This window comes from Paucibacter sp. B2R-40, assembly GCF_025717555.1.
Classification (GTDB): domain Bacteria; phylum Pseudomonadota; class Gammaproteobacteria; order Burkholderiales; family Burkholderiaceae_C; genus Paucibacter_A.
On record NZ_JAJIRP010000013.1, the window covers coordinates 62,116 to 82,331 of the forward strand.

At 61.9% G+C, this 20,216-nt stretch carries 18 protein-coding genes; 9 read left to right on the forward strand and 9 right to left on the reverse strand.

Features of this window, described 5'->3' with window-relative positions:
* Positions 1-45: 45 nt before the first annotated feature.
* The 5 genes from LNV09_RS22040 to LNV09_RS22060 are packed head-to-tail and all read right to left on the reverse strand — an operon-like array spanning position 46 to position 2,440.
* Positions 46-681 carry an exopolysaccharide biosynthesis protein gene (locus tag LNV09_RS22040; RefSeq protein ID WP_263559213.1) on the reverse strand — a complete coding sequence of 212 codons (636 nt, stop codon included), beginning with the start codon at positions 679-681 and terminating at the stop codon, positions 46-48.
* Between the two features lie 22 nt (positions 682-703).
* The gene (locus tag LNV09_RS22045; protein WP_263559214.1) at positions 704-1,147 is read right to left on the reverse strand and encodes a TerB family tellurite resistance protein; all 444 of its coding nucleotides are present in this window, start codon (positions 1,145-1,147) and stop codon (positions 704-706) included.
* 22 nt (positions 1,148-1,169) lie between these two features.
* Positions 1,170-1,325, reverse strand: coding sequence for a hypothetical protein (locus LNV09_RS22050; RefSeq protein WP_263559215.1), 156 nt, complete (start codon positions 1,323-1,325; stop codon positions 1,170-1,172).
* Positions 1,326-1,329: 4 nt separating this feature from the next.
* On the reverse strand, positions 1,330-2,046 hold the full coding sequence (locus LNV09_RS22055; protein WP_263559216.1) for a Bax inhibitor-1/YccA family protein: 717 nt from the start codon (positions 2,044-2,046) through the stop codon (positions 1,330-1,332).
* A 37-nt stretch (positions 2,047-2,083) separates the two neighbouring features.
* The gene (locus tag LNV09_RS22060; protein WP_263559217.1) at positions 2,084-2,440 is read right to left on the reverse strand and encodes an HPF/RaiA family ribosome-associated protein; all 357 of its coding nucleotides are present in this window, start codon (positions 2,438-2,440) and stop codon (positions 2,084-2,086) included.
* 117 nt (positions 2,441-2,557) lie between these two features.
* Here LNV09_RS22060 and LNV09_RS22065 point away from each other — a divergent pair, with 117 nt between their 5' ends.
* From LNV09_RS22065 to LNV09_RS22100, 8 genes are all read left to right on the forward strand, one after another.
* Entirely contained in the window at positions 2,558-3,442 is an 885-nt protein-coding gene (locus LNV09_RS22065; protein WP_263559218.1) for a LysR family transcriptional regulator, read from the forward strand.
* A gap of 94 nt (positions 3,443-3,536) precedes the next feature.
* Complete coding sequence (locus LNV09_RS22070; protein ID WP_263559219.1) at positions 3,537-4,715, forward strand: isovaleryl-CoA dehydrogenase; 1,179 nt, start codon at positions 3,537-3,539, stop codon at positions 4,713-4,715.
* Between the two features lie 25 nt (positions 4,716-4,740).
* The gene (gene can / locus LNV09_RS22075; protein WP_263559220.1) at positions 4,741-5,421 is read left to right on the forward strand and encodes a carbonate dehydratase; all 681 of its coding nucleotides are present in this window, start codon (positions 4,741-4,743) and stop codon (positions 5,419-5,421) included.
* 19 nt (positions 5,422-5,440) lie between these two features.
* The gene (aceK, locus tag LNV09_RS22080) at positions 5,441-7,282 is read left to right on the forward strand and encodes a bifunctional isocitrate dehydrogenase kinase/phosphatase (RefSeq protein WP_263559221.1); all 1,842 of its coding nucleotides are present in this window, start codon (positions 5,441-5,443) and stop codon (positions 7,280-7,282) included.
* A 17-nt stretch (positions 7,283-7,299) separates the two neighbouring features.
* The gene (locus LNV09_RS22085; RefSeq protein ID WP_263559222.1) at positions 7,300-8,478 is read left to right on the forward strand and encodes an acetyl-CoA C-acyltransferase; all 1,179 of its coding nucleotides are present in this window, start codon (positions 7,300-7,302) and stop codon (positions 8,476-8,478) included.
* A complete protein-coding gene (locus LNV09_RS22090; protein ID WP_263559223.1) occupies positions 8,478-9,146 on the forward strand; it encodes an SDR family oxidoreductase in 669 nt (222 codons plus the stop codon). Before LNV09_RS22085 ends, LNV09_RS22090 begins: the two co-directional genes overlap by 1 nt.
* A 15-nt stretch (positions 9,147-9,161) precedes the next feature.
* Positions 9,162-10,292, forward strand: coding sequence for an acyl-CoA dehydrogenase family protein (locus LNV09_RS22095; RefSeq protein ID WP_263559224.1), 1,131 nt, complete (start codon positions 9,162-9,164; stop codon positions 10,290-10,292).
* Between the two features lie 115 nt (positions 10,293-10,407).
* A complete protein-coding gene (locus tag LNV09_RS22100) occupies positions 10,408-12,015 on the forward strand; it encodes a GNAT family N-acetyltransferase (RefSeq protein ID WP_263559225.1) in 1,608 nt (535 codons plus the stop codon).
* A gap of 3 nt (positions 12,016-12,018) precedes the next feature.
* Here the strand turns inward: LNV09_RS22100 and LNV09_RS22105 are convergent, their stop codons facing one another.
* The 4 genes from LNV09_RS22105 to LNV09_RS22120 all read right to left on the reverse strand — a co-directional run bounded on the left by LNV09_RS22105 (position 12,019) and on the right by LNV09_RS22120 (position 18,836).
* Positions 12,019-12,792 carry a substrate-binding periplasmic protein gene (locus tag LNV09_RS22105; RefSeq protein ID WP_263559226.1) on the reverse strand — a complete coding sequence of 258 codons (774 nt, stop codon included), beginning with the start codon at positions 12,790-12,792 and terminating at the stop codon, positions 12,019-12,021.
* A gap of 169 nt (positions 12,793-12,961) precedes the next feature.
* Positions 12,962-14,245 (reverse strand): hybrid sensor histidine kinase/response regulator, encoded by a 1,284-nt coding sequence (locus tag LNV09_RS22110; RefSeq protein WP_263559227.1) that lies wholly within the window; start codon positions 14,243-14,245, stop codon positions 12,962-12,964.
* Positions 14,246-14,289: 44 nt separating this feature from the next.
* On the reverse strand, positions 14,290-15,117 hold the full coding sequence (locus LNV09_RS22115) for a CheR family methyltransferase (protein WP_263559228.1): 828 nt from the start codon (positions 15,115-15,117) through the stop codon (positions 14,290-14,292).
* Positions 15,114-18,836, reverse strand: coding sequence for a response regulator (locus LNV09_RS22120; RefSeq protein WP_263559229.1), 3,723 nt, complete (start codon positions 18,834-18,836; stop codon positions 15,114-15,116). The genes LNV09_RS22115 and LNV09_RS22120 overlap by 4 nt, the downstream gene beginning before the upstream one ends.
* A 440-nt stretch (positions 18,837-19,276) precedes the next feature.
* Here LNV09_RS22120 and LNV09_RS22125 point away from each other — a divergent pair, with 440 nt between their 5' ends.
* Positions 19,277-20,146: a COG1361 family protein gene (locus LNV09_RS22125; protein WP_263559230.1), complete on the forward strand. Its 870-nt coding sequence runs from the start codon at positions 19,277-19,279 to the stop codon at positions 20,144-20,146.
* The last annotated feature ends 70 nt before the right edge of the window (positions 20,147-20,216 follow it).

Consider the following 20,216-nt stretch of genomic DNA (forward strand, 5'->3'; position numbering starts at 1 on the left):
GCTAGATTTTTTCTGTTGTTGATGCAGGCGGCAATTGTGTTTCAACTAGAGTTGACGCAGCAACCATGTGGATATTTGCCGCGCGAGCTCAAGCGCCCCTAGGCCCCAGAACCACGCGGCGGCACCGACCAAGACACTGAACAGCAAGGCCAGGGTGGCCATGGCTGCGCCAGCTAAAACAGCCAAGCCATCGCGTGCCGCCAGGCCCAGCCCGAGCAGCATCAAGGCCAGCGCAGGAAGCAGGTTGCCGAACGGGATGGGCAAAATGATCAGTGTCGCCATCAGTGCGACTTTCGCACTCAGGAAGCGGCTTGGCGATCCGTCCGCTAAATCCGTTAGGCGCCGCCGGGTCCAGCGGCCGGATTGAGCATAAAAGCGCGCCATTAGATGCAGGACACGGGTGGCCCAAAGCTTGGACAGGCCGAAGTCTGCGAGCTCCTTCGGCAGTTTGTGGGCGCGCTCTGAATCACCGCGCCAAAGCTTCATCGCCAAGCCCAACAAGCCCAGGCCCAGGACCGTGCCGACGCCCGGCACCGGCAAGAGGCAGGGTGCTGCCAACAGAATCAATAAACTGCCTAGCCCCGCCGGGCCGTGGGCTGCAGCCAAGTGCTGCAGCTTGATGCCTTGGGCTGGAAGCTCCGCAGCGGCGCTGCGCAAGCGCTCTGACAGGGCGGCGGTCAAGCTGTGCTTTGCTTTCTACGCGTCAATGCAGCGCTGCCCAGGCCGTAGGTGCAGCTCCGCTTGAATGTGGGGCCAGCACATGGTGCAGACCCCATTGTTCAAGCGCGCTCAGCAGCAGCAAGGATTCCCCGGCGTCGATGTGCTGGTCGGCCTCGATCACGGTCACGCAGAGTTGCAGCAGCGTCAGGCGCAGCTGCGGGTCATCGACTTCGGCCATCAAGGCGGCCATGGTGGCTGGTGCGACGCGGCAGACACCGGCTTCGCTGAGCTCGGCCTGATTCAGCAAATCATGGCAAAGAGCGCGCATCACCTCTTGCATTTGCAGGCGGTGCAGACCGAGCTGCGCATAGGCATTCGCCTCTTCCAAGGCTTGGAGCTCCACCATCGAGAGGCTGCCGTCGGCAAGTGCCGCCAGCGACAAGATGCGGGCAGCGGCTTCGGGGCTGTTGCGGGGGTAGTGACGCATGGGTAAAGCTTTTGGACAGTGTTCAGAGCAAAAAGAGGCCGGCGCCGGCAATGGCGCTGGAGGCGCCAATGCCGGCCAAGAGGCGGCCATCGCGGTGGTTCTTGGCCTTGAACTCGATATAGGCCACATAGAGGATGCTGGCCGCTAACAGTGCGATGGCAATAGCAAGTGCGTTCATTTGATTACTCGTCTGTGCCGCCGAAGCCGAACAGGCTCAAGAGGCTGGTGAACAGATTGAAAATGGACACGAACAGGCTGACGGTGGCGAGCACATAGTTGGTCTCGCCGCCATTAACAATGCGGCTGGTCTCAAACAAGATCAAGCCGGCCGACAACAAGGCCACCATCGCGGACACTGCCAGGCTCAAAGCCGGGATTTGCAAGAACACGGCGCCCAAGCCGGCCAACAGCGCGATCACCATGCCGGCGAACAGAAAGCCGCCCATGAAGGAGAAGTCCTTCTTGGTGGTCAGCACATAGGACGACAGGGCCAAGAAGGTAGCGCCGGTGGCGGCCAGCGCCAACATGATGGTTTGCGCGCCACCCGGCAAGGCCAGCGACTTGGCCAACACCGGGCCCAGGCTGTAGCCCATGAAGCCGGTCAGGGCGAACACGGCCGGGATGGCCCAGCCGCTGTTTTGCAGCTTGTGGATGGCAAACAGCAGACCGAAAGTGGCGCCGAGCGTCAAGATCAGGCCGGGTGCCGGCAGCTTCATGGCCACCCCTGCGGCAGCGACGGCGGCGCTGAACAGCAGTGTCATCGACAGCAGGGCGTAGGTATTGCGCAAGACGCGGGCGGTGGCCGGGCTGCTGACGGCGGATGGGTCTCGGCTGCCGCTGTGTTGCTCGATGCTGTCAATCACGGCAGGGCTGGCGTAGGTTTTGGTGGCGGTTTCCATGATGGGGTGTTCTTTCGCTCGAAAAGGGTTGATCGGATCAGCGCTCGCTGGATGCGGCAGCTTCGAACTGCAGGCGCTTGTCGCCGCGCGGGTGGCTGCGGCCGCGCTGCCAGGCTTTCACCAAGGCATGCGCTGCGCGGGTCAGGGCGGCCTCGAAAGCGGCGCGCCAGGCTTTTGCCGTGGCGACGATCACCAGCGTGCCGGCGCCATGCGTGCGCAACTCCAGCGTGCAGCGCTTGTCAATGCCGCCGCGCGGGCCGTTGACATCACTCATTTGTACGCGGGCAAGGGGGACGTTCAAGGCAACACGGCGCATAGCAAAGCGCAGCCGTTCGGTCGCGACCTCGCGCAGTGCCAGCGCGTCGGCATCTTTGGATTCGAAATGGACTTGCATATCGGAACTCTTATGGGCTTGAAGGTGAACGAAGAATAGGTTGCCGCGGCAAAATGAAAAAGCAGATAATCGCGCAACAATACTTCTGTTTAACATGATGAATAGCGGGGCCAAGCGATGAGTCTGAGCTACAGCTACAAGCATCTTTATTATTTTTGGGTGGTGGCCAAGGAGGGCGGCGTGTCGCGCGCGGCCGACCGGCTGGGCATGGCCGTACAGACCGTCAGCACGCAGGTGCGGGAGCTGGAGCGCGCCCTGGGCTACGCCTTGCTGAAGCCGGCCGGGCGCGGCTTGGTGCTGACCGAGGCGGGGCAGGTGGCCTTGCAGCAAGCCGACCAGATCTTTCAACTGGGCGAGCAATTGCCCGGCTTGGTGCGCGACGCCGCCAGCACGCCGACCGTGCGCTTGGCGGTGGGCATCTCGAATGGCCTGCCCAAGCTGGCGGTGCGGCGCCTGCTGTTGCCGGTGATGGATGAGCCGGGCTTGCGCCTGCTCTGCCATGAGGACCAATTCGAAGGCTTGCTGAGCGAGCTGGCCTTGCACCGCCTGGATGTGGTGTTGGCCGATCGGGCGGCGCCGGCCAATCCGAATCTGAAGGTCTACAGCCATTCGCTCGGGGCGTCGCCGATGGCGTGGTACGCACCGGAAGCGTTCTATGAGCAAGCAGTTGCCGACTTCCCGCGCTCGCTGGCCAAGGTGCCTGTCCTGCTACCGACCACGCATTCGGCGGTGCGGGCGCGCATCGATCAATGGTTCGAGCGCCTGGGCGTGCAGCCCTGCATCGCCGGCGAGTTTGAGGACAGTGCCTTGCTGGCCACCTTTGGCGGCGGCGGCATGGGCGTGTTTCCGGCCACCGAGCTGGTGCAGGACAAGCTGATCTCCCGCTATGACTTGCGCCGCGTCGGCGATTGCGAGGGCGTGCAGGAGAATTTTTTCGCCATCGGGGCGGACAAAAAGGTGGCTCACCCCCTGATTCGGCGCCTTCTGCAAGCTTGGCATTGAACTAGAATCGGTCGGTTGACGTTTACGTAAGCGTCAACCAAAAAACACGCAGACGGCCTTACGATGGCCGGCGCCAAACAATCCTGGAGACGCTATGAACTTGCCCGGCCTGAATTTCCAACTTGGTGAAGACATCGACGCGCTGCGCGATGCCGTGCGTGACTTTGCACAAGCCGAGATCGCGCCACGTGCGGCCGAGATCGATCACTCCGACCAGTTCCCGATGGACCTGTGGCGCAAGATGGGCGATCTGGGCGTGCTGGGCATCACCGTCGGCGAGGAATATGGCGGCGCGAACATGGGCTATCTGGCCCACATGATCGCGATGGAAGAAATCAGCCGAGCCTCCGCCTCGGTGGGCCTGAGCTATGGCGCGCACAGCAATCTGTGCGTGAACCAGATCAAGCGCAATGGCAATGCCGCGCAAAAAGCCAAATACCTGCCCAAGCTGATCAGCGGCGAGCATGTCGGTGCGCTGGCAATGAGTGAGCCGGGGGCTGGCTCTGACGTGCTGAGCATGAAGCTGCGGGCAGAAGACAAAGGCGGCTACTTTCTGCTCAACGGCAGCAAGATGTGGATCACCAACGGCCCCGACGCCGATACCTTGGTGGTCTATGCGAAGAGCGAGCCCGAGCTGGGTGCGCGCGGCGTGACCGCCTTTTTGATCGAAAAAGGCATGCCGGGATTCAGCGTCGCTCAAAAGCTCGACAAGCTCGGCATGCGCGGCAGCCACACCGGCGAGCTGGTGTTCCAAAACGTGGAAGTGCCGGCCGAGAACGTGCTGGGTACGCTCAATGGCGGCGCCAAGGTCTTGATGAGCGGCCTGGACTATGAACGCGCGGTCTTGACCGGCGGCCCGCTGGGCATCATGCAAAGCGTGATGGACAACGTGATCCCCTACATCCACGACCGCAAGCAGTTCGGCCAAAGCATCGGCGAATTCCAGCTGATTCAGGGCAAGGTCGCGGACATGTATACCGTGTTGCAGGCCGGCCGCTCTTTCGCTTACACCGTTGCCAAGAACCTCGACCTGCTCGGCGCCGAGCATGTGCGCCAGGTGCGCAAGGACTGCGCATCGGTGATTCTGTGGACGGCCGAGAAAGCCACCTGGATGGCCGGTGAGGGCGTGCAGATCTTTGGCGGCAATGGCTATATCAATGAATACCCGCTGGGCCGGCTCTGGCGCGACGCCAAGCTGTATGAAATCGGGGCGGGCACTTCCGAGATTCGGCGCATGTTGATTGGCCGTGAGTTGTTCGCCGAAACCATGTGAAACCGCTCACCGCGACAATGCCCGCATGACTACTGAACTCAAAGAACTGCTGGACAGCAACAAGCATTGGGCGGCCGAGACCGAATCGCGGGAGCCCGGCTTCTTTTCGCGCCTGCTGAAGCAGCAAACGCCGCAATACCTGTGGATTGGCTGCGCCGACAGCCGCGTGCCGGCCAACGAGCTGGTCAATCTGCTGCCGGGCGAGTTGTTCGTGCACCGCAATGTGGCCAATGTGGTCGTGCACTCGGATCTGAATTGCCTGTCGGTGATGCAGTTCGCGGTTGATGCCTTGAAGGTCAAGCATGTGATCGTGGTTGGGCATTCCGGCTGTGGTGGCGTCAAGGCTGCTTTGAACGACACGCGCACGGGCCTTGCCGATAACTGGTTACGTCATGTGCAGGATGTGCGCAACCACCATCAGGAATGGCTGGACACGGTGCCATCCGCGCAGCGCGTAGACGCCTTGTGCGAGCTCAATGTGCTGGAGCAGGCTCGCAATGCCTGCCAGACCACGGTGGTGCAAGACGCCTGGGCGCGCGGTCAGGAAATCGTCGTGCATGGCTGGGTTTACGGCCTGCACAACGGCTTGCTGGAGGATCTGCGCATCACGGCGGCTTCGGCCGAGCAGGTCGGCCCGGCTTTTTCACGCGCCTTGAGCGCGGTCAAGCTGCGCTATGACAGGCAGCGGCTACAGTCGGCCGACTGATTCAACGCCGAGGCCGCCAATGTTCCCGCAAAAGCTGACCGACTCCCGAGCGTTCGAAATAGCGCAGGCGATGTTGGGCGGCTTCAATCGGCATTACGGCCTCTTTCGCGCTACCTCGGCCGCTGCGAAGGGGCGTTTTGAGCGCGCCGACTGGCATGGCCAGCAGCGTGCTCAGCGCGAGCGTATCGAGTTCTACGACGTGCGGGTCGATGAGGCGATCGCGATGCTGGAGCAGCGTTTCCAGACCAGCAGTTTGCCCATGGACGTCTGGCAGCAGGTCAAGCTGCATTACATCGGCTTGCTGATCGACCACCACCAGCCCGAGCTGGCCGAGACCTTCTTCAATTCGGTCTGCACGCGCGTGCTGCACCACGGCTACTTCCACAACGACTTCATCTTTGTGCGTCCCGCCGTCTCGACCGAATACATCGAGAACGAAGAGCCGGCCGCCAAGCCGACCTACCGGGCCTATTACCCGACACCCGCCAATATGCGCGAGACCATGCGCCGCGTGGTCACCAACTTCCAGCTCGACCTGGAGTTCGAGGACCTAGGGCGCGATGTGGATTGGGTGCTCAATGCGGTGCGCAGGGAGTTGGGCAACTTCCGCTGGCGCACCAATTTCCAGATCCAGGTTTTGTCCAGCCTGTTTTATCGCAACAAAGGCGCCTACCTGGTCGGCAAGATCATCAACGGCTTTACCGAGACGCCGTTTGCCTTGCCCATTCTGCACCGCGAGCCGCGCGGCAAAGGCCAAGACGCTTTGCTTTATATCGACGCGATGCTGTTCGGCGAAGACGATCTGCTGATGCTGTTCAGCTTCGCACGCGCCTACTTCATGGTCGATATGGAGGTGCCGAGTGCATTTGTGGCCTTTTTGCGCTCGATGATGCCGCGCAAACCGCGCGCTGAAATCTACAGCGCCATTGGCCTGCAAAAGCATGGCAAGAATCTGTTTTACCGCGACTTCCTCTATCACCTGCGCCATTCCTCCGACAAGTTCCGTATCGCACCCGGCATCAAGGGCATGGTGATGCTGGTGTTCGACTTGCCGTCCTACCCCTTCGTCTTCAAGCTGATCAAGGATTTCTTCCCGGCGCAAAAAGAAACCAGCCGCGAGCTGATTCAAAGCAAGTATTTGCTGGTCAAACAGCATGACCGGGTCGGCCGCATGGCGGACACGCTGGAATACTCTAATGTCGCATTCCCTCGCCACCGTTTCGAGGATGAGTTGGTGGCGGAGTTGAAGCATTTTTGCCCCAGCTTGCTGGAGATCAAGGGCGATGACCTGGTCTTGAAGCATGTCTACATCGAGCGCCGCATGGTGCCGCTGAACATCTATCTGCAAGAGGCCACACCGGCGCAGATGGAGCATGCGGTGCTGGAATACGGCAATGCGATCAAAGACCTGCTCGCGGCCAATATCTTCCCCGGCGATATGTTGTGGAAGAACTTCGGTGTCACCCGCCACGGCAAGGTCGTGTTCTATGACTACGACGAAATCGAGTACATGACCGATTGCAACTTCCGCCATGTGCCGCAGCCGCGCAATGAGGAAGAAGAAATGTCGGGCGAGATTTGGTACCGAGTCGGCCCGCGCGATGTTTTTCCCGAGACCTTCGGCCCCTTCTTGCTCGGCCACCCCGGTGTGCGCGAGCTGTTCATGCGCCACCATGCCGATCTGCTCGACGCCGACTATTGGCAGCAACACAAGCTGCGCATTCAGGCCGGCCATGTGCACGACGTCTTTCCCTACGACCCGCACAAACGCTTTGCCTACACGGCGGGTCAGAACAAGCATCCCCATGTCGATGGTGCAGCGCTGATCGCAGCCAGCCATCACGATCTTCCCGTCCAGTAACTATTTAGGAGCACACCATGTCTGATTCCATCGTCATTGTTTCCGCCGCCCGCACCCCCATCGGCGGTTTGTTGGGTGATTTCGCCGGCTTGCAGGCCTGGGAGTTGGCCGCTGTGGCCATCAAGGCGGCAGTCGAGCGTGCCGGTGTCCCCGGCGACGCGATTCAAGAGGCCTTCATCGGCAACTGCCTGATGGCCGGTCAAGGCCAGGCCCCGGCGCGCCAAGCGGTGCTGAAGGCCGGCCTGCCGCAGTCGGTTGGTGCAGTGACCTTGAGCAAGATGTGTGGCGCCGGCATGCGCGCCACCATGTTCGCGCATGACACGCTGAAGGCCGAGAGCGCCGACATCCTGATCGCAGGCGGCATGGAAAGCATGACCAATGCGCCGCACCTGATGTTCGCTCGCAAAGGCATCAAGTACGGCGCCGCGCAGATGTATGACCATATGGCGCTGGACGGTCTGGAAGATGCTTACCAGCGCGGCAAGGCCATGGGCGTGTTCGCCGAGCAATGCGTGGCCAAGTACGGCTTCACGCGTGAAGCGCAGGACGCCTTCGCGATTGCTTCGACCGAGCGCGCCAAGCGCGCCAACGAGGACGGCAGCTTCGCCTGGGAAATGGCGCCGGTGACGGTCGCCGGTCGTGCCGGTGACACCGTCTTCAGCCGCGACGAGCAGCCCTTCAAAGCCAAGCTGGACAAGATCGCCGGCCTCAAAGCCGCCTTCGTCAAAGACGGCACCATCACCGCCGCCACCTCCTCAAGCATCTCCGACGGCGCCGCTGCCATGGTCTTGATGCGCGAGAGCCATGCCGCCAAACTCGGCCTGACGCCGGTCGCTCGCATCGTCGGCCATGCCGTGCACGCGAACGCGCCGGAGTGGTTCACCACCGCCCCGGTCGGCGCGATCCAAAAGCTCTTGGCCAAGAACGGCTGGGATGCCAAGAGCGTCGATCTGTGGGAAGTCAACGAAGCCTTCGCGGCCGTCACGATGGCAGCGATGGCCGAGTTCAAACTGCCGCACGAGATCGTCAACGTCAACGGTGGTGCGGTCGCCTTGGGCCACCCGATCGGCGCGTCCGGTGCCCGCATCCTGGTGACCCTGATCGGCGCCTTGAAGCACCGCGGCCTGAAGCGCGGCGTGGCCGCGCTGTGCATCGGCGGCGGCGAGGCGACTGCGATGGGCGTTGAGCTGATCTGATGGCGCAGACCCTGATCATCGGCGCCTCGCGCGGCATCGGCCTGGAGTTCGTGCGCCAATGCCGCGCCGCTGGTGACAAGGTCGTCGGCACGGCGCGCAGCGAGGCCGGTCTGGCCTTGGTGCAGGCCGAAGGTGCCACCGCGATCAAGCTGGATATTGCAGACACGGCCAGCGCGTCCGGCCTGGCCTGGCAGATCGACGGCTACCAGTTTGATCAAGTACTGTTCGTGGCCGGCGTGTTCGGCCCGCGCAGTGCCGGCCTGCAAACGCCCACCGAGGCCGATTTCGATGCCGTCATGCATGCCAATGTGCTGGGGCCTATGCGAGTCTTGCCGCAACTGGTGGACGCCTTGGCGCCGGGTGCAAAGCTGGGCGTGCTGTCCTCGCGCATGGGCTCGATAAGCCTGCGCGACAGCAGCGGCGGCTGGCTCTACCGGGCGTCCAAGGCGGCGGTCAACTCGGTGCTCAAAGATGCTTCGATCGCCTTGCGTGGCCGTGCGATCTGCATCAGTTTTCACCCCGGCTGGGTGCGCACCGAGATGGGCGGCGAAGGCGCCGACATCGATGTGAGGACCAGTGTGGCCGGCATGCGGGCCGTGCTGGCCGGCTTGAAGCCGGCCGACAACGGCAGCTTTTTCAATTACGACGGCCAGCCCCTGGCCTGGTGACGAGACAAAATCAATATGTTGCTTAGCGAAGACCATCTGGCCGTCCAAGACGCGGTGCGCGCTTATGTGCAGGCCGAGATTGCTCCCAAGGCCGCGCAGTGGGACAAGACCCATCACTTTCCTGCCGCCGAGTTGCAGGGTTTGGCCGAGCTGGGCTGCTACGGCGTGGCCGTGCCGACCGAGTATGACGGCGCCGGCTTGGACTATCTGGCGCTGAGCGTCATCCTGGAAGAAATCGCTGCCGGCGATGGCGCGACCTCGACCGTGGTCAGCGTCAATAACTGCCCCTGTTGTTCTATCCTGATGGGCTTCGGCAATGAAGATCAAAAGCAGCGTTTTCTGAAGCCGCTGGCGCGCGGCGACATGCTCGGCGCCTTCTGCCTGACCGAGCCGCATGTCGGCTCCGAGGCTGGCGGCCTGCGCACCACCGCTTTCAGAGATGGCGATGAATACGTGCTGAACGGCGTCAAGCAATTCATCACCAGCGGCAAGAACGGTGATGTGGCCATCGTGATGGCCGTCACCGACAAAGCCGCCGGCAAAAAAGGCATCAGCGCTTTCCTGGTGCCGACCAACACGCCCGGCTACGAAGTCGACCGGGTCGAAGACAAGATGGGCCAGCATGCCAGCGACACGGCGCAGATCCGTTTCGAGAACTGCCGCGTTCCCGTCGGCAATCGTCTGGGCGAAGAAGGCCAGGGCCTGAAGATCGCCTTGGCCGGTTTGGAAGGTGGCCGCATTGGCATCGCATCGCAGGCGGTCGGCATGGCGCGCGCCGCCTTCGAGGCGGCGCTGAGTTACGCCAAGCAACGCGAGTCCTTCGGTCAGCCCATCTTCAATCACCAGGCGATCAACTTCAAGCTGGCCGATATGGCCACGCAGATCGAAGCCGCAAGGCAGCTGATCCATCATGCCGCGAGCCTCAAGGATGCCGGCAAGCCCTGCTTGAAAGAAGCGGCGATGGCCAAGCTCTTCGCCACCGAGATGGCTGAACGCGTCTGCTCCGACGCGATCCAGGTGCACGGCGGTTACGGTTATGTCAGCGACTTCCCCGTCGAGCGCATCTACCGCGATGTGCGGGTCTGCCAGATCTATGAAGGTACATCCGAGGTGCAAAAGATTCTGATCGGGCGTGCGCTGGCCTGACCCTTTCGGTAGCGGTTGACGCTACTTCGTCAGATCATTCTGTTCGTGTGCCGCGGCAGGTCTACAGTGTGCCAACGCCGTAGACCGTGCGCTGCACAAAAGGACATGAATGCCCATGAGCTTGGAGACAAGGCAGCTTGGAACGCTCCGCTTCAAGATTGCCGATCAGGCGCAGGAGTTCGAGGCCATTCATCGCCTGAACTACCGCACCTTCGTCGATGAAATCCCGCAGCACCAGAGCAACCTCGGGCAGCGCCTGGTGGACCGCTTTCATGCGCAGAACACCTATGCGATCTGCCTTCATCAGGGCGAGTTGGTCGGGATGATCGCGGGTCGCTGCGAGCGCCCGTTCTCGCTGGATGGCAAGCTCAGTGATTTGCAGCAGCATCTGCCGCCGCATCAGAGGGCGGTGGAAGTTCGCTTGTTGGCGGTGGCGCCGGCGTTTCGCAAGCATGGGGTGTTTGCTCGGCTTGCCGGCGTCTTGGCCCGTTGCTTCCGTGCCCAGGGCTGTGATCTGGCGCTGATCTCGGGCACGCTGCGCCAGACCAAGCTTTACGCGCATCTCGGCTTTCAGGCCTTTGGCCCCTTGGTCGGCAGTGCCGAGGCGCCTTATCAGCCGATGCTGATGCGCCTGCCCGACTATGCCGCCAAGTCCGGCCACCTGGAGTTCTTGTCTGATGGCCAGCATGCAAGCTTTTTGCCGGGCCCGGTGACGATCGCCCCGGCCGTCGAGCAGGCCTTGGCGGCGCCGGCGCTCTCGCATCGCGGCTCCGTCCATTTGCAGCGTTTGGCGCGGGTGCGGCAGCGTTTATGTGAGCTGGGTCACTGCGAGGGCGCCTTGGTGTTCCCGGGCACCGGCACCTTGGCCAATGATGCGGTGGCGGGCCAACTGTCTCTGCTCGGTGGGCGCGGGTTGGTTATCAGCAACGGCGAGTTCGGTGAGCGGCTGGCCGACCATGCGCAGCGCTGGCGCCTGCCGCACCAGCTGATGCGTTTGCCATGGGGTCAGGCGCTCAGCGGGGCGGCGCTGGAACAGGCGCTGGCCGAGCAGCGGCCCGATTGGGTTTGGGTCGTGCTGAGCGAGACCTCCACGGGCATGCTGAACCCGCTGGAGATGTTGCGCGAGGCCTGTGTGCGCTTTGGCGCGCGCTTGTGCGTGGATGCGGTCAGTGCATTTGGATTGCAGGCCTTGGACTTGCGCGGTGTCTGGCTGGCGAGCGCGGTCAGTGGCAAGGCGCTGGGCGCTTATGCGGGGCTGGCCATCGTCATGCACAACGGCGATCTGCAGCCCGCCGGGGCTTTGCCTCGCGCGATTGATCTAGGTGGTTTTGCGCAGGCCGACGGTGTGCCCTATACGCAAAGCTCCAATTTATTGGCCGCGCTCGAGGCGGCGCTGGCAGTCGATTGGCCGGCGCGCTGGCAGGCCGTGCGCGAGGCCGACGCAGCGCTTCGGCTCGCGCTGGCCGCTGATGCAGGCGACGATGATTGGCGTTTGCTGGTCGATGGCCCGCACGCCATGCCGGGCATTTTGACCTTGGCGCTGGCGCCGAACTTGCGGGCGGGTCGCGTCGGCCAGCGTCTGGAGCGAGCCGGTTTCAAGCTCGCCTGGCAGAGCCGCTATCTGCATGAACGCAATTGGCTGCAGATCTGTTTGATGGGGGCCTGGAACGAGGCCGCGCTGGCTTTGCTGCCGCAGCGGCTCAGGCAGGCCGCTGGCCCTTGAACCTTATTCGCCAAGCTTGGCGGCAGCCAAGATTTTGCGCAGGCTGCCATCGGCCTTCATGCTGAGCAGGCCTTTGTCGAAAGCCGCCAGCAACTCGTGCGCTTGGGGCTGCGTTTTGGCGAAGGCAAGGTGGGTATCCTTGCGTTCCACGCCGGGCGATAGCCATTCCACGCTGGCCTTCAATTCGGGCTCGCGCTCCAGCCCGGCCAGCCCGGCATGCTTGGCCCCGAAGGCCAAATCTATCCGGCCACGGGCGAGCTTTTGCAGGTTCTTTTGCAGCGAGCCGGCAGGGTCAAAGCGCAGATTTTTTTCGCTCAAGAGCGGCGGCAGATAACTGCCTCGCTCGACGCCTATCAAAAGGCCGTCCAGTTGCTGGGCGTCTTTGTATTCATGCCTGGCCCCGCGTCGCGCAAAGAAACCCAACTCCTGTTGAAGCAAGGCTTGGCTGAAGTCAAACACCAGATCCCGCTCGGCGTTGCGCCAAATGCCCAGGATGCCGCACAGCCCGGCGCTGCCATCCTTCAGCACGCGCGCCCAGGGCATGAATTGGACCTCCAACTCATAACCTGAACGACGCATTGCCTCGGTGGCGATCCGGATGACGGGCCCTCCTTGGGGCAGGGCCGGGCTGTTGTAGGGCTGGAAGTCGCCGACGCAAATGGCTACGGTTTGCACGGCCAGGGCAGCGGTGGCGCTCAGGCCGAGCGCAAACCCCAGCACCAACCGACGCATCAAAGCGGGGCAGGCATTGGCAATGGATTTCAAATGCAGCAACATGTTTGGGTGACCGAGCTTGGCGCTCAAGCGGCGCGAAGATGCTCTCAGCATAACGTCCCGCTAAGCCGCGCTGCGCGGGCGCTTTGGGCGAGTATGGGCACATACAGGCGCATATGGGCGCATATGGGCCCATATGGCAGCGCCTGGGCGGTGCTGCAGATCGTGCGGGTCAGGCCCGCCCTAGCGGCCAGCTGAACTCCAGGCGCAAGCCGGTGTTGGGCGGGCAACTCAGGGCCATCTTTCCGCCCATTTGCTCGATTGCTAGGCTGCGCACAATGCTCAAGCCCATGCCCGAGCCGCCGTGCCCGAGCCGGGTGGTGTAAAACGGGTCCAGCAGCCGGCTCAAGCTTTCGCTGGGGACGCCGCAGCCGTTGTCGCTATAGCTCAGCGTCAATTGATCGGTGCTGGCCTTGGCTGTCAAGTTGATGGCGGGTTTGGCTTGGCCGCTGAACGCGTGGAGGAGGGAATTCTTGATCAATTGAGTCAGGATGCGCTGTAGCGCCGTGGGGAAGCCGAAGGCGACGATATTCGGGGAGATGTCTGACTCGATCTGAACACCGGCTCCTTGCAACTCCAGGCTCAGCGCCGCCAAGACGGCATCAATGGCTTGTTTCAGCCCGAAGCGCCTGGGGGATTCATTGCCGTTGCGGGTGTCCAGCTCTTTGAAGTTGTCCACCAAAGCGGCGGCTCGGTGCGCATTGGTTTCAATCAAGCTGGCGCCGAGGCGGCATTGTTCGCCGATGGCCCGCAATTCCTGACGCGAAACCTTGTCACCGGCCAAAACCGTAGAAAAGTGCTTGAGCTCGGCATTCAGCGTGGATGCTGCCAGCAAGATATTGCCGACCGGCGTATTCAGCTCATGCGCGACGCCGACCACCAAGCGCCCCATCGCGTCTTGCCGCTCGGCCTCGGCCACGCGTGACAGCGCCAGCTTCAATTGTTGACTGCGCTCCTCCACGCGCTGTTCCAGCTCCTCGTTCAAGCATTGCAGCTCGGCACTGCGTCTGGCGACTTCGGCCTCCAGATGAAGTGCATTGCCTTCGAGCGCACGACGCTGCTGAAATAACTCGCAAAATACACGCACTTTGCTACCCAGCAAGCGCTCGTCCAGCGGCTTGGGGAGATAGTCCACCGCGCCTGCGGCATAGCCTTGGATGACTTGTTGTTCGGCGTTCATGCCGGAGGTCACAAAGATGATCGGGATGGCTGCAGTCTTGGGGTGAGCGCGCAGCAACTCGGCGACTTCGTAGCCGTTCATCTCCGGCATTTGCACGTCCAGCAAAATCAATGCAAAGGACTGCAGCAAACTCAGGCGCAAAGCGCGATTGCCGGAATTGGCGCAAACGACCTGCAGCGGCAGTTGTAGCCCAGCCAGCAGGTTCTCCATGACCAGCAAGTTATTGGCTTGATCATCGACGACCAAGATCGGAACCAGCTGTTCGGCGTCATCCATGGAGAGCACTTCTTCCTTGCAGGGCTGAGGAGGGGCTGGAGCGGTCAAACATAGAGCTTTTGGTACAGGGAAATATCGCGCTGCAGGGCTTTGTAGCGGGGCTTCAGGCTGCGCAGATGCAAGGACTCTTTTTGCCCTAGAGCCAGAAAACAGCCGGCCGGCAGGCAATCATCAAAGAGCGTCAAGACGCGCTCACTCAACGTGGTGTTGAAGTAAATCATGACATTGCGGCACAGCACCAGGTGCATTTCTCCGAAAGCACCGTCGGTGCTTAAATTATGGGCGGCGAACACGATGTTCTCACCCAGATGCGGCGCCATCAATGCGTTGTCATAGCGGGCCGTGTAGTAGTCAGAAAAGGCTGCGCGGCCGCCCGCACTTTGGTAGGCAGCAGTGAAGCCTCTGATTTTCTCCAGCGAATAGATGCCGGTTCGGGCTGTTTGCAGCACGGCTTCATTGATGTCGGTGGCGTAGATCTGGCAGCGACCACTCAAGCCTTCTTCATGCAGCAGGATGGCCAGGGAATAGGCCTCTTCGCCGCTGGCGCATCCGGCCACCCAGATCTTGCTGAAGGCATAGGTTTTCAGCAGGGGCAAGACCTGGCTGCGCAGCGCGGCAAAGAACTGCGGGTCACGAAACATCGCCGACACATTGACCGTCAAGCTGCGCAGCAAACTATCCCAGAGCTCGGGTTCGCGCAAGACCTCTCCCTGCGCCTGAGAGATGCTGGTGTATGCGTTGTCCTGCAGCCATAGGCGCAAACGCCGGCGCAGCGAAGCCGGTGCGTAATCGCGGAAGTCATGGCCCCAGACCCGGAAGATGCCTTCCAGCAGCAACTGCACTTCGACTTCTTCGACTTGGTCCGGCTTCACTTTTGAGTGTCCCGATCAGACCCGAGCGGGCGCCTCTCGTACAACCACACGCGCAGCAGCGAGAACAATTTGTCCACATCCAAGGGCTTGGCAATGTAGTCGTTGGCGCCGGACTCCAGGCATTTCTCCTGGTCACCGCGCAAGGCTTTGGCCGTCATCGCGATGATGGGCAGGCCCGCCAGTGCTGGATTGGCGCGTATCTCGCGCATGGCGGTGTAGCCATCCATGACCGGCATCATCACGTCCATCAGCACCAAGTCGATGTCCGGGTGTTGGGCCAGCTTTTGCAGCGCCTCCTGGCCGTTTTCGGCCTCCAGCACTTGCATTTCCTTTTCGTTCAAAAGGCTGGCGAGCGAATAGATATTGCGCATATCGTCGTCAACGATCAACACCTTGCGGCCAGTCAGCATTGCCTCTTTGTCCAGCGCCTGGCGAATCATGCGGCGCTTTTCGGGCGGTAAGCGGCCCTCTACCGTGTGCAAGAACAGCGTCACTTCATTGAGCAGGCGCTCAGGGCTGCGGGCTCCTTTGATGATGACGCTTTGGGCATAACGGTCCAAATGATCGCGCTCCTGGCGGGTCAATTCGCGGCCCGTATGCACGATCACGGGGGCGCGGCGCAGCGGCGGCAGTTCCTGCATCGTGTCAAGCACCGCAAAGCCTGAGCTGTCCGGCAGGCCCAGGTCGAGCACCACGCAATCGAACTCACGCTGACTCAGCGCAGCCACCGCCTCCGCGCTATTGCGGGCCAGATGGATATCGACTTCGCTGTCGGTGAACAGGTGCCGCAAGGCGTGCAACTCCTGTTCATCGTCCTCGACGATCAACAACTGGCGCACCGCTTTGTCCATCGCGCCGGCCAAGGTGCCCAGCACCTGCTGGATCTGCTCGGCGCTGACGGGTTTGGTGATCAGCCCGACCGCTCCCATCGAGAGTGCGCGTTGCCTGTCCTCCAGGCAGGTCAGAAAGTGCACCGGAATATGCCGGGTCAGGGCGTCATCCTTGAGTCGACGCATCACGGCCCAGCCGTCCATATCGGGCAGCAAGATGTCCAGGATCACCGCATTGGGCTGGAACTGATGGGCCAACGCGATGCCGCTGCTGGCGTCACCGGCCACCAGGCCCAAAAAGCCTTTGTCGCGCACCGTGTCCAGCAGGATGCGGGCAAAGTGCAGATCGTCCTCGATGATCAAAATGCTGCGCTGACCCTGGCCGAGCAGGTGGCGATCATCCGCGGTGAACTGGCTCGGCAGCGGCAGCGCAGCAGCAGCCTGCTGGCCCTTGGCCTTGGGGGCGGGCGCAGCCTCGAAAGGTGCTGAAAGCGGGGCCGATTGGGTGGCCGATTGAATGGCCGAATGGGCGAACGATTGAGCGACCGAATGGGCCTGAGACTGCAGCCCATCCAGTGGCAACAACAAGCTGAATTGGCTGCCCGCGCCGAGCTGGCTTTGCAGCAGGATGTCACCGCCCAGGTGGCGCGCGAGCTGCCGAGCGATCGACAGGCCCAGGCCGGTGCCGCCGTACTTGCGGCTGGTGGTGCCGTCGGCCTGATGGAAGGCTTCAAAAACCAATTGCAGCTTGTCGGCGGGAATGCCAATGCCGCTGTCCTGAACCTCAAAGGCCAGGCTGTCTTGCCCCAACGCGGATTGCTGGGCCGGCAAGCGGCGTACGACCAGGCCGACGCGCCCTTCGGCGGTGAACTTGAGCGCATTGGAGAGCAGGTTCTTGAGAATTTGCTGCACGCGTTGATCATCGGTGCGCAAGGTGGCCGGTACATCCGGCTCCACTTTGAGTTCGAGTTGCAAGCCTTTTTGTTCCGCCTGGGCCGTGAACAGCGTATGCACGCGTTCGCACATCGGGCGCAGCGGTACCGCCTCGAGGTGGAACTGCATTTGCCCGGCCTCAATCTTGGACAGATCCAAGATGTCGTTGATCAGGTTCAGCAGGTCGCCGCCGGCGCTGTGGATGGTGTGGGCAAACTCTTGCTGGCGCTCGTTCAGCGTGCCCTCCTTGTTCTCGTGCAAGAGGCGCGACAAGATCATCATGCTGTTCAACGGCGTGCGCAGCTCATGCGACATATTGGCCAGAAACTCGGACTTGTAGGTGCTGATGCGTGACAGCTCTTCGGCCTTGCGCTGCATCTCGGCGCTGGCGGTTTCGATTTCCAAATTCTTGGCGTTGACCTCGGCGCGTTGGCGCTCTAACAGCGCCGTGCGCTCCTCCAACTCTTCATTGGACTGTTGCAACTGTTCTTGCTGGGCTTGCAAGCGTTCGGCCTGCTGGCGGGTTTCTTCCAGCAACTCGTTGATGCGCTGGCGCGAGTCGGCCACGCCGAGGCTGATGGCCAAAGAGTCGGCCGCGCCACGCAAAAAGTCCAACTCCGCGTCACTCAAGGTGAGGAAGCTGCCCAGCTCTATCACCCCCAGCAGCGCGCCATCGCGCAGCACCGGCAGCGCCACCGCGTTGGCTGGCGCGGACTCGCCCAGCGCAGAGCCAATCTGCAGGTAATCGGCCGGCACCTGCGTCCAGCAAATCATCTGGCGCTCGCGTGCGACTTGGCCCACCAAGCCTTCGCCCAGGCGAATGCGCTCACCAATTTGCTTGCGGCGAGTGAAGGCATAGGTCGCGGCCAGCAGCAAGTCCTGGCTGCCGCGCTCATAGACATAAAAGGCGCCCACGCCGGCCTTCAGGTAGCGGGCCAAAAAAGCCAGCGAGCGCTCGGCCAATTCGGCCGTCGATTGCTCGCCGCGCAGCAAGGTGTTGAGCTCGCTTTCGCCGGTTTTGAGCCAGTCATTGGCGCGCTCGGTGCTGCGCTTTTCGCGCAGCGAGCTCGTCATATTGCTGATGGCATCTTCGAAGCTCTGTTGCCCCAGGCTCAGCATGCGCACAATGCTCAGCAACTGGCCGGTTTCATCCTGACTGAGCGCGGCGCTGTCGATTTCCAGCGGCTTACTGCGTGTGACTTCCCGGTCCAGGTCGCCGCCCGCAATGGCACCGGCGATTTGCGCCTTCTCGTCCCAGCCGGACACAAAGGTTTCCAAGTTGGCCGTTGCCGACTTCAGCGCCGCTGAAATGCCTCGGCTGATGGTCAAGCTCAGCAGCAGTGACAAGCCCAGTCCGATGGCGCCGGCCAGCAGCAAATAGCTCTGCAGGCTGGCGTAAAGCTCTTGCCCATTCTTGGTGGCTTCTCCGACTTGCGTCGCTTGATAGTCCTCGAAGACCTGCAAGGCGTTGACGAAAGCATCGTCGGCCGGCGCCAACTCGTTGTTGATGTAGTCACCCAGGCCGCGTTTGCCTTGGTCCAAGAGCTTGTAATAGCCCAGGTATTTCTCGTCCAGCTTGGCCTTGCGCAGCTTGATCAGTTCGATCATATTGCGCTCTTCCGCGTTCTTGTTGTTGTTGTCGAAGCGGATCAGCAGTGCCTCCAATTCCGCGCGGTGTTTGCGGATGAGATTGAGGTCCTCGCGGTTCTCTGCTTCGTTGTCGCTGAAGGCCACATCGCGCACACTCTGGGAGGCAATCAAGGCGGCCTTGATCATGTCATTGGACTGATCGGCCTTGGGGTAGCGGTCCAGCCCCAGCTCGCGGGCGGCAGTATTGAGTTGCCTCAGGCCGGTGTCGGCCACCCACCAGAGAGCGGCCAGCGTCACGATGACGACGCCAAAACCCGCCAATAACTTGGCCCTGATGCTCAGATTACGGTACCAACTAGCGTTCACGTCGACGGCTCCCGGTTTGATCCCAAAACCCGCAGCGCCCCTCCTGTGGTCCTCTCTAACTCTGAGAATTAGGAGCCGGTCAATTCGCTAAACGTGACGCTGTTCACACAATTATGTGTCGGCCAACTGCTTTCCGGCGGCAGGATTTTCCCGCGTTGGCTTGGGGCATCGGTGTCCTGATGCGGCGACGGCTCCGCCAGAATTTGTTGTGGGCAGTCAGGGCTCGGTCATGGTGTCTGGCCTGCCAGAGGCGGGATGGGCTGTACAAAACCTACACAGACAGACGAAACAGGCCTTCATAAAATGGCGGCACTTCAACACAAGCACCCAGCACTGGCATCGCCAGACTGAGTCGCAGCGCTAAATTCATCAGAGGAGAGATTATGTTTTTGCCCGCCGCCCCCACCCTTCAGCGTTCGCGTTTTCGGCCTCTGCTGCTGATGGTTGCATTGTCGGCTGCGGCCCTGCTCAGCGCCTGCGGCGGCGGAGGTGGTGGCAGCAGCGAGGTCACGCCGCCGCCCCCGCCGCCTCCGGCCAATGGCCCGGATTTGATGGTGCTCGTGGCACCGGCCGGCAATCCTGTGCCGTCCGGCGTTTCGCAGACCATGGCCACGGTCAAGCTGAGCAATGTAGGCAAAGGTGCAGCGACCACGACCGACGTCAGCATCAATGCCGATGCCGTCATGCAGGACCTCAAGATAGTCAATTGCAAATCGGACAACCCGGCCACGGCCTGCCCGTCCCTCGGCTCGCGCATGACGGTCAGCAATCTGCAACCCGGCAGCACGCTCACGTTCGATGTGACCGGCATGGTCAAGCTCGGCACCAGCGCCACAGTCAATATCGAAGCCTCGGCCAGCACCAACAGCGGCACACAACTGTCCAGCAGCAAGATGTCGGTGGGCTTCAAGGCCTATAGCGTTGACGTCGCCGTGCAAGCCACGGGTCCGACCACCGCCGTGCCAGCGGGTGGCAGCTTTGACTATGTGGTGACCGTGAGCAATAAAGGACCGGACGCCGCCAAGGACGCGAATTTGGGACTGGCCTTGTTGAGCAATCCAACTGCGAATGCGCCAACGCTGGGTGCCATCAGCTGCAGCGCAACCGGTGCTGCCGTTTGCCCGAGCGAGCTGAAGATTGGTGTGATGACCTTGCCTAGCTTGCCCAAGGACGGCACGCTGGTGTTCACCTTGCCCTATCGTTTTGCACCCGGGGTTACGGCTGGCCTGGTGTTCAATGCCGGTGTGCGAGCCGCAGCGGATGTCGATGGCAGTAATGACAGCGCTTTGATCATCACGCCGTCAATCTAAGACGCAAGGCACCGAGAGGGCAGCCCGCAAGGCCTGCCCTCTTTTCTTTGCGGGTGGGCTTTGTGTCATC

Coding starts and splice junctions, on each gene's coding strand:
- LNV09_RS22070 (WP_263559219.1), top strand. CDS start 3,537: ATGAACTTGCCCGGCCTGAATTTCCAACTTGGTGAAGACATCGACGCG.
- LNV09_RS22100 (WP_263559225.1), top strand. CDS start 10,408: ATGAGCTTGGAGACAAGGCAGCTTGGAACGCTCCGCTTCAAGATTGCC.
- LNV09_RS22060 (WP_263559217.1), bottom strand. CDS start 2,440: ATGCAAGTCCATTTCGAATCCAAAGATGCCGACGCGCTGGCACTGCGC.
- LNV09_RS22110 (WP_263559227.1), bottom strand. CDS start 14,245: ATGGATGACGCCGAACAGCTGGTTCCGATCTTGGTCGTCGATGATCAA.
- LNV09_RS22065 (WP_263559218.1), top strand. CDS start 2,558: ATGAGTCTGAGCTACAGCTACAAGCATCTTTATTATTTTTGGGTGGTG.
- LNV09_RS22095 (WP_263559224.1), top strand. CDS start 9,162: ATGTTGCTTAGCGAAGACCATCTGGCCGTCCAAGACGCGGTGCGCGCT.
- LNV09_RS22050 (WP_263559215.1), bottom strand. CDS start 1,325: ATGAACGCACTTGCTATTGCCATCGCACTGTTAGCGGCCAGCATCCTC.
- LNV09_RS22090 (WP_263559223.1), top strand. CDS start 8,478: ATGGCGCAGACCCTGATCATCGGCGCCTCGCGCGGCATCGGCCTGGAG.
- LNV09_RS22055 (WP_263559216.1), bottom strand. CDS start 2,046: ATGGAAACCGCCACCAAAACCTACGCCAGCCCTGCCGTGATTGACAGC.
- LNV09_RS22105 (WP_263559226.1), bottom strand. CDS start 12,792: ATGTTGCTGCATTTGAAATCCATTGCCAATGCCTGCCCCGCTTTGATG.
- can (WP_263559220.1), top strand. CDS start 4,741: ATGACTACTGAACTCAAAGAACTGCTGGACAGCAACAAGCATTGGGCG.
- aceK (WP_263559221.1), top strand. CDS start 5,441: ATGTTCCCGCAAAAGCTGACCGACTCCCGAGCGTTCGAAATAGCGCAG.
- LNV09_RS22045 (WP_263559214.1), bottom strand. CDS start 1,147: ATGCGTCACTACCCCCGCAACAGCCCCGAAGCCGCTGCCCGCATCTTG.
- LNV09_RS22085 (WP_263559222.1), top strand. CDS start 7,300: ATGTCTGATTCCATCGTCATTGTTTCCGCCGCCCGCACCCCCATCGGC.
- LNV09_RS22125 (WP_263559230.1), top strand. CDS start 19,277: ATGGTTGCATTGTCGGCTGCGGCCCTGCTCAGCGCCTGCGGCGGCGGA.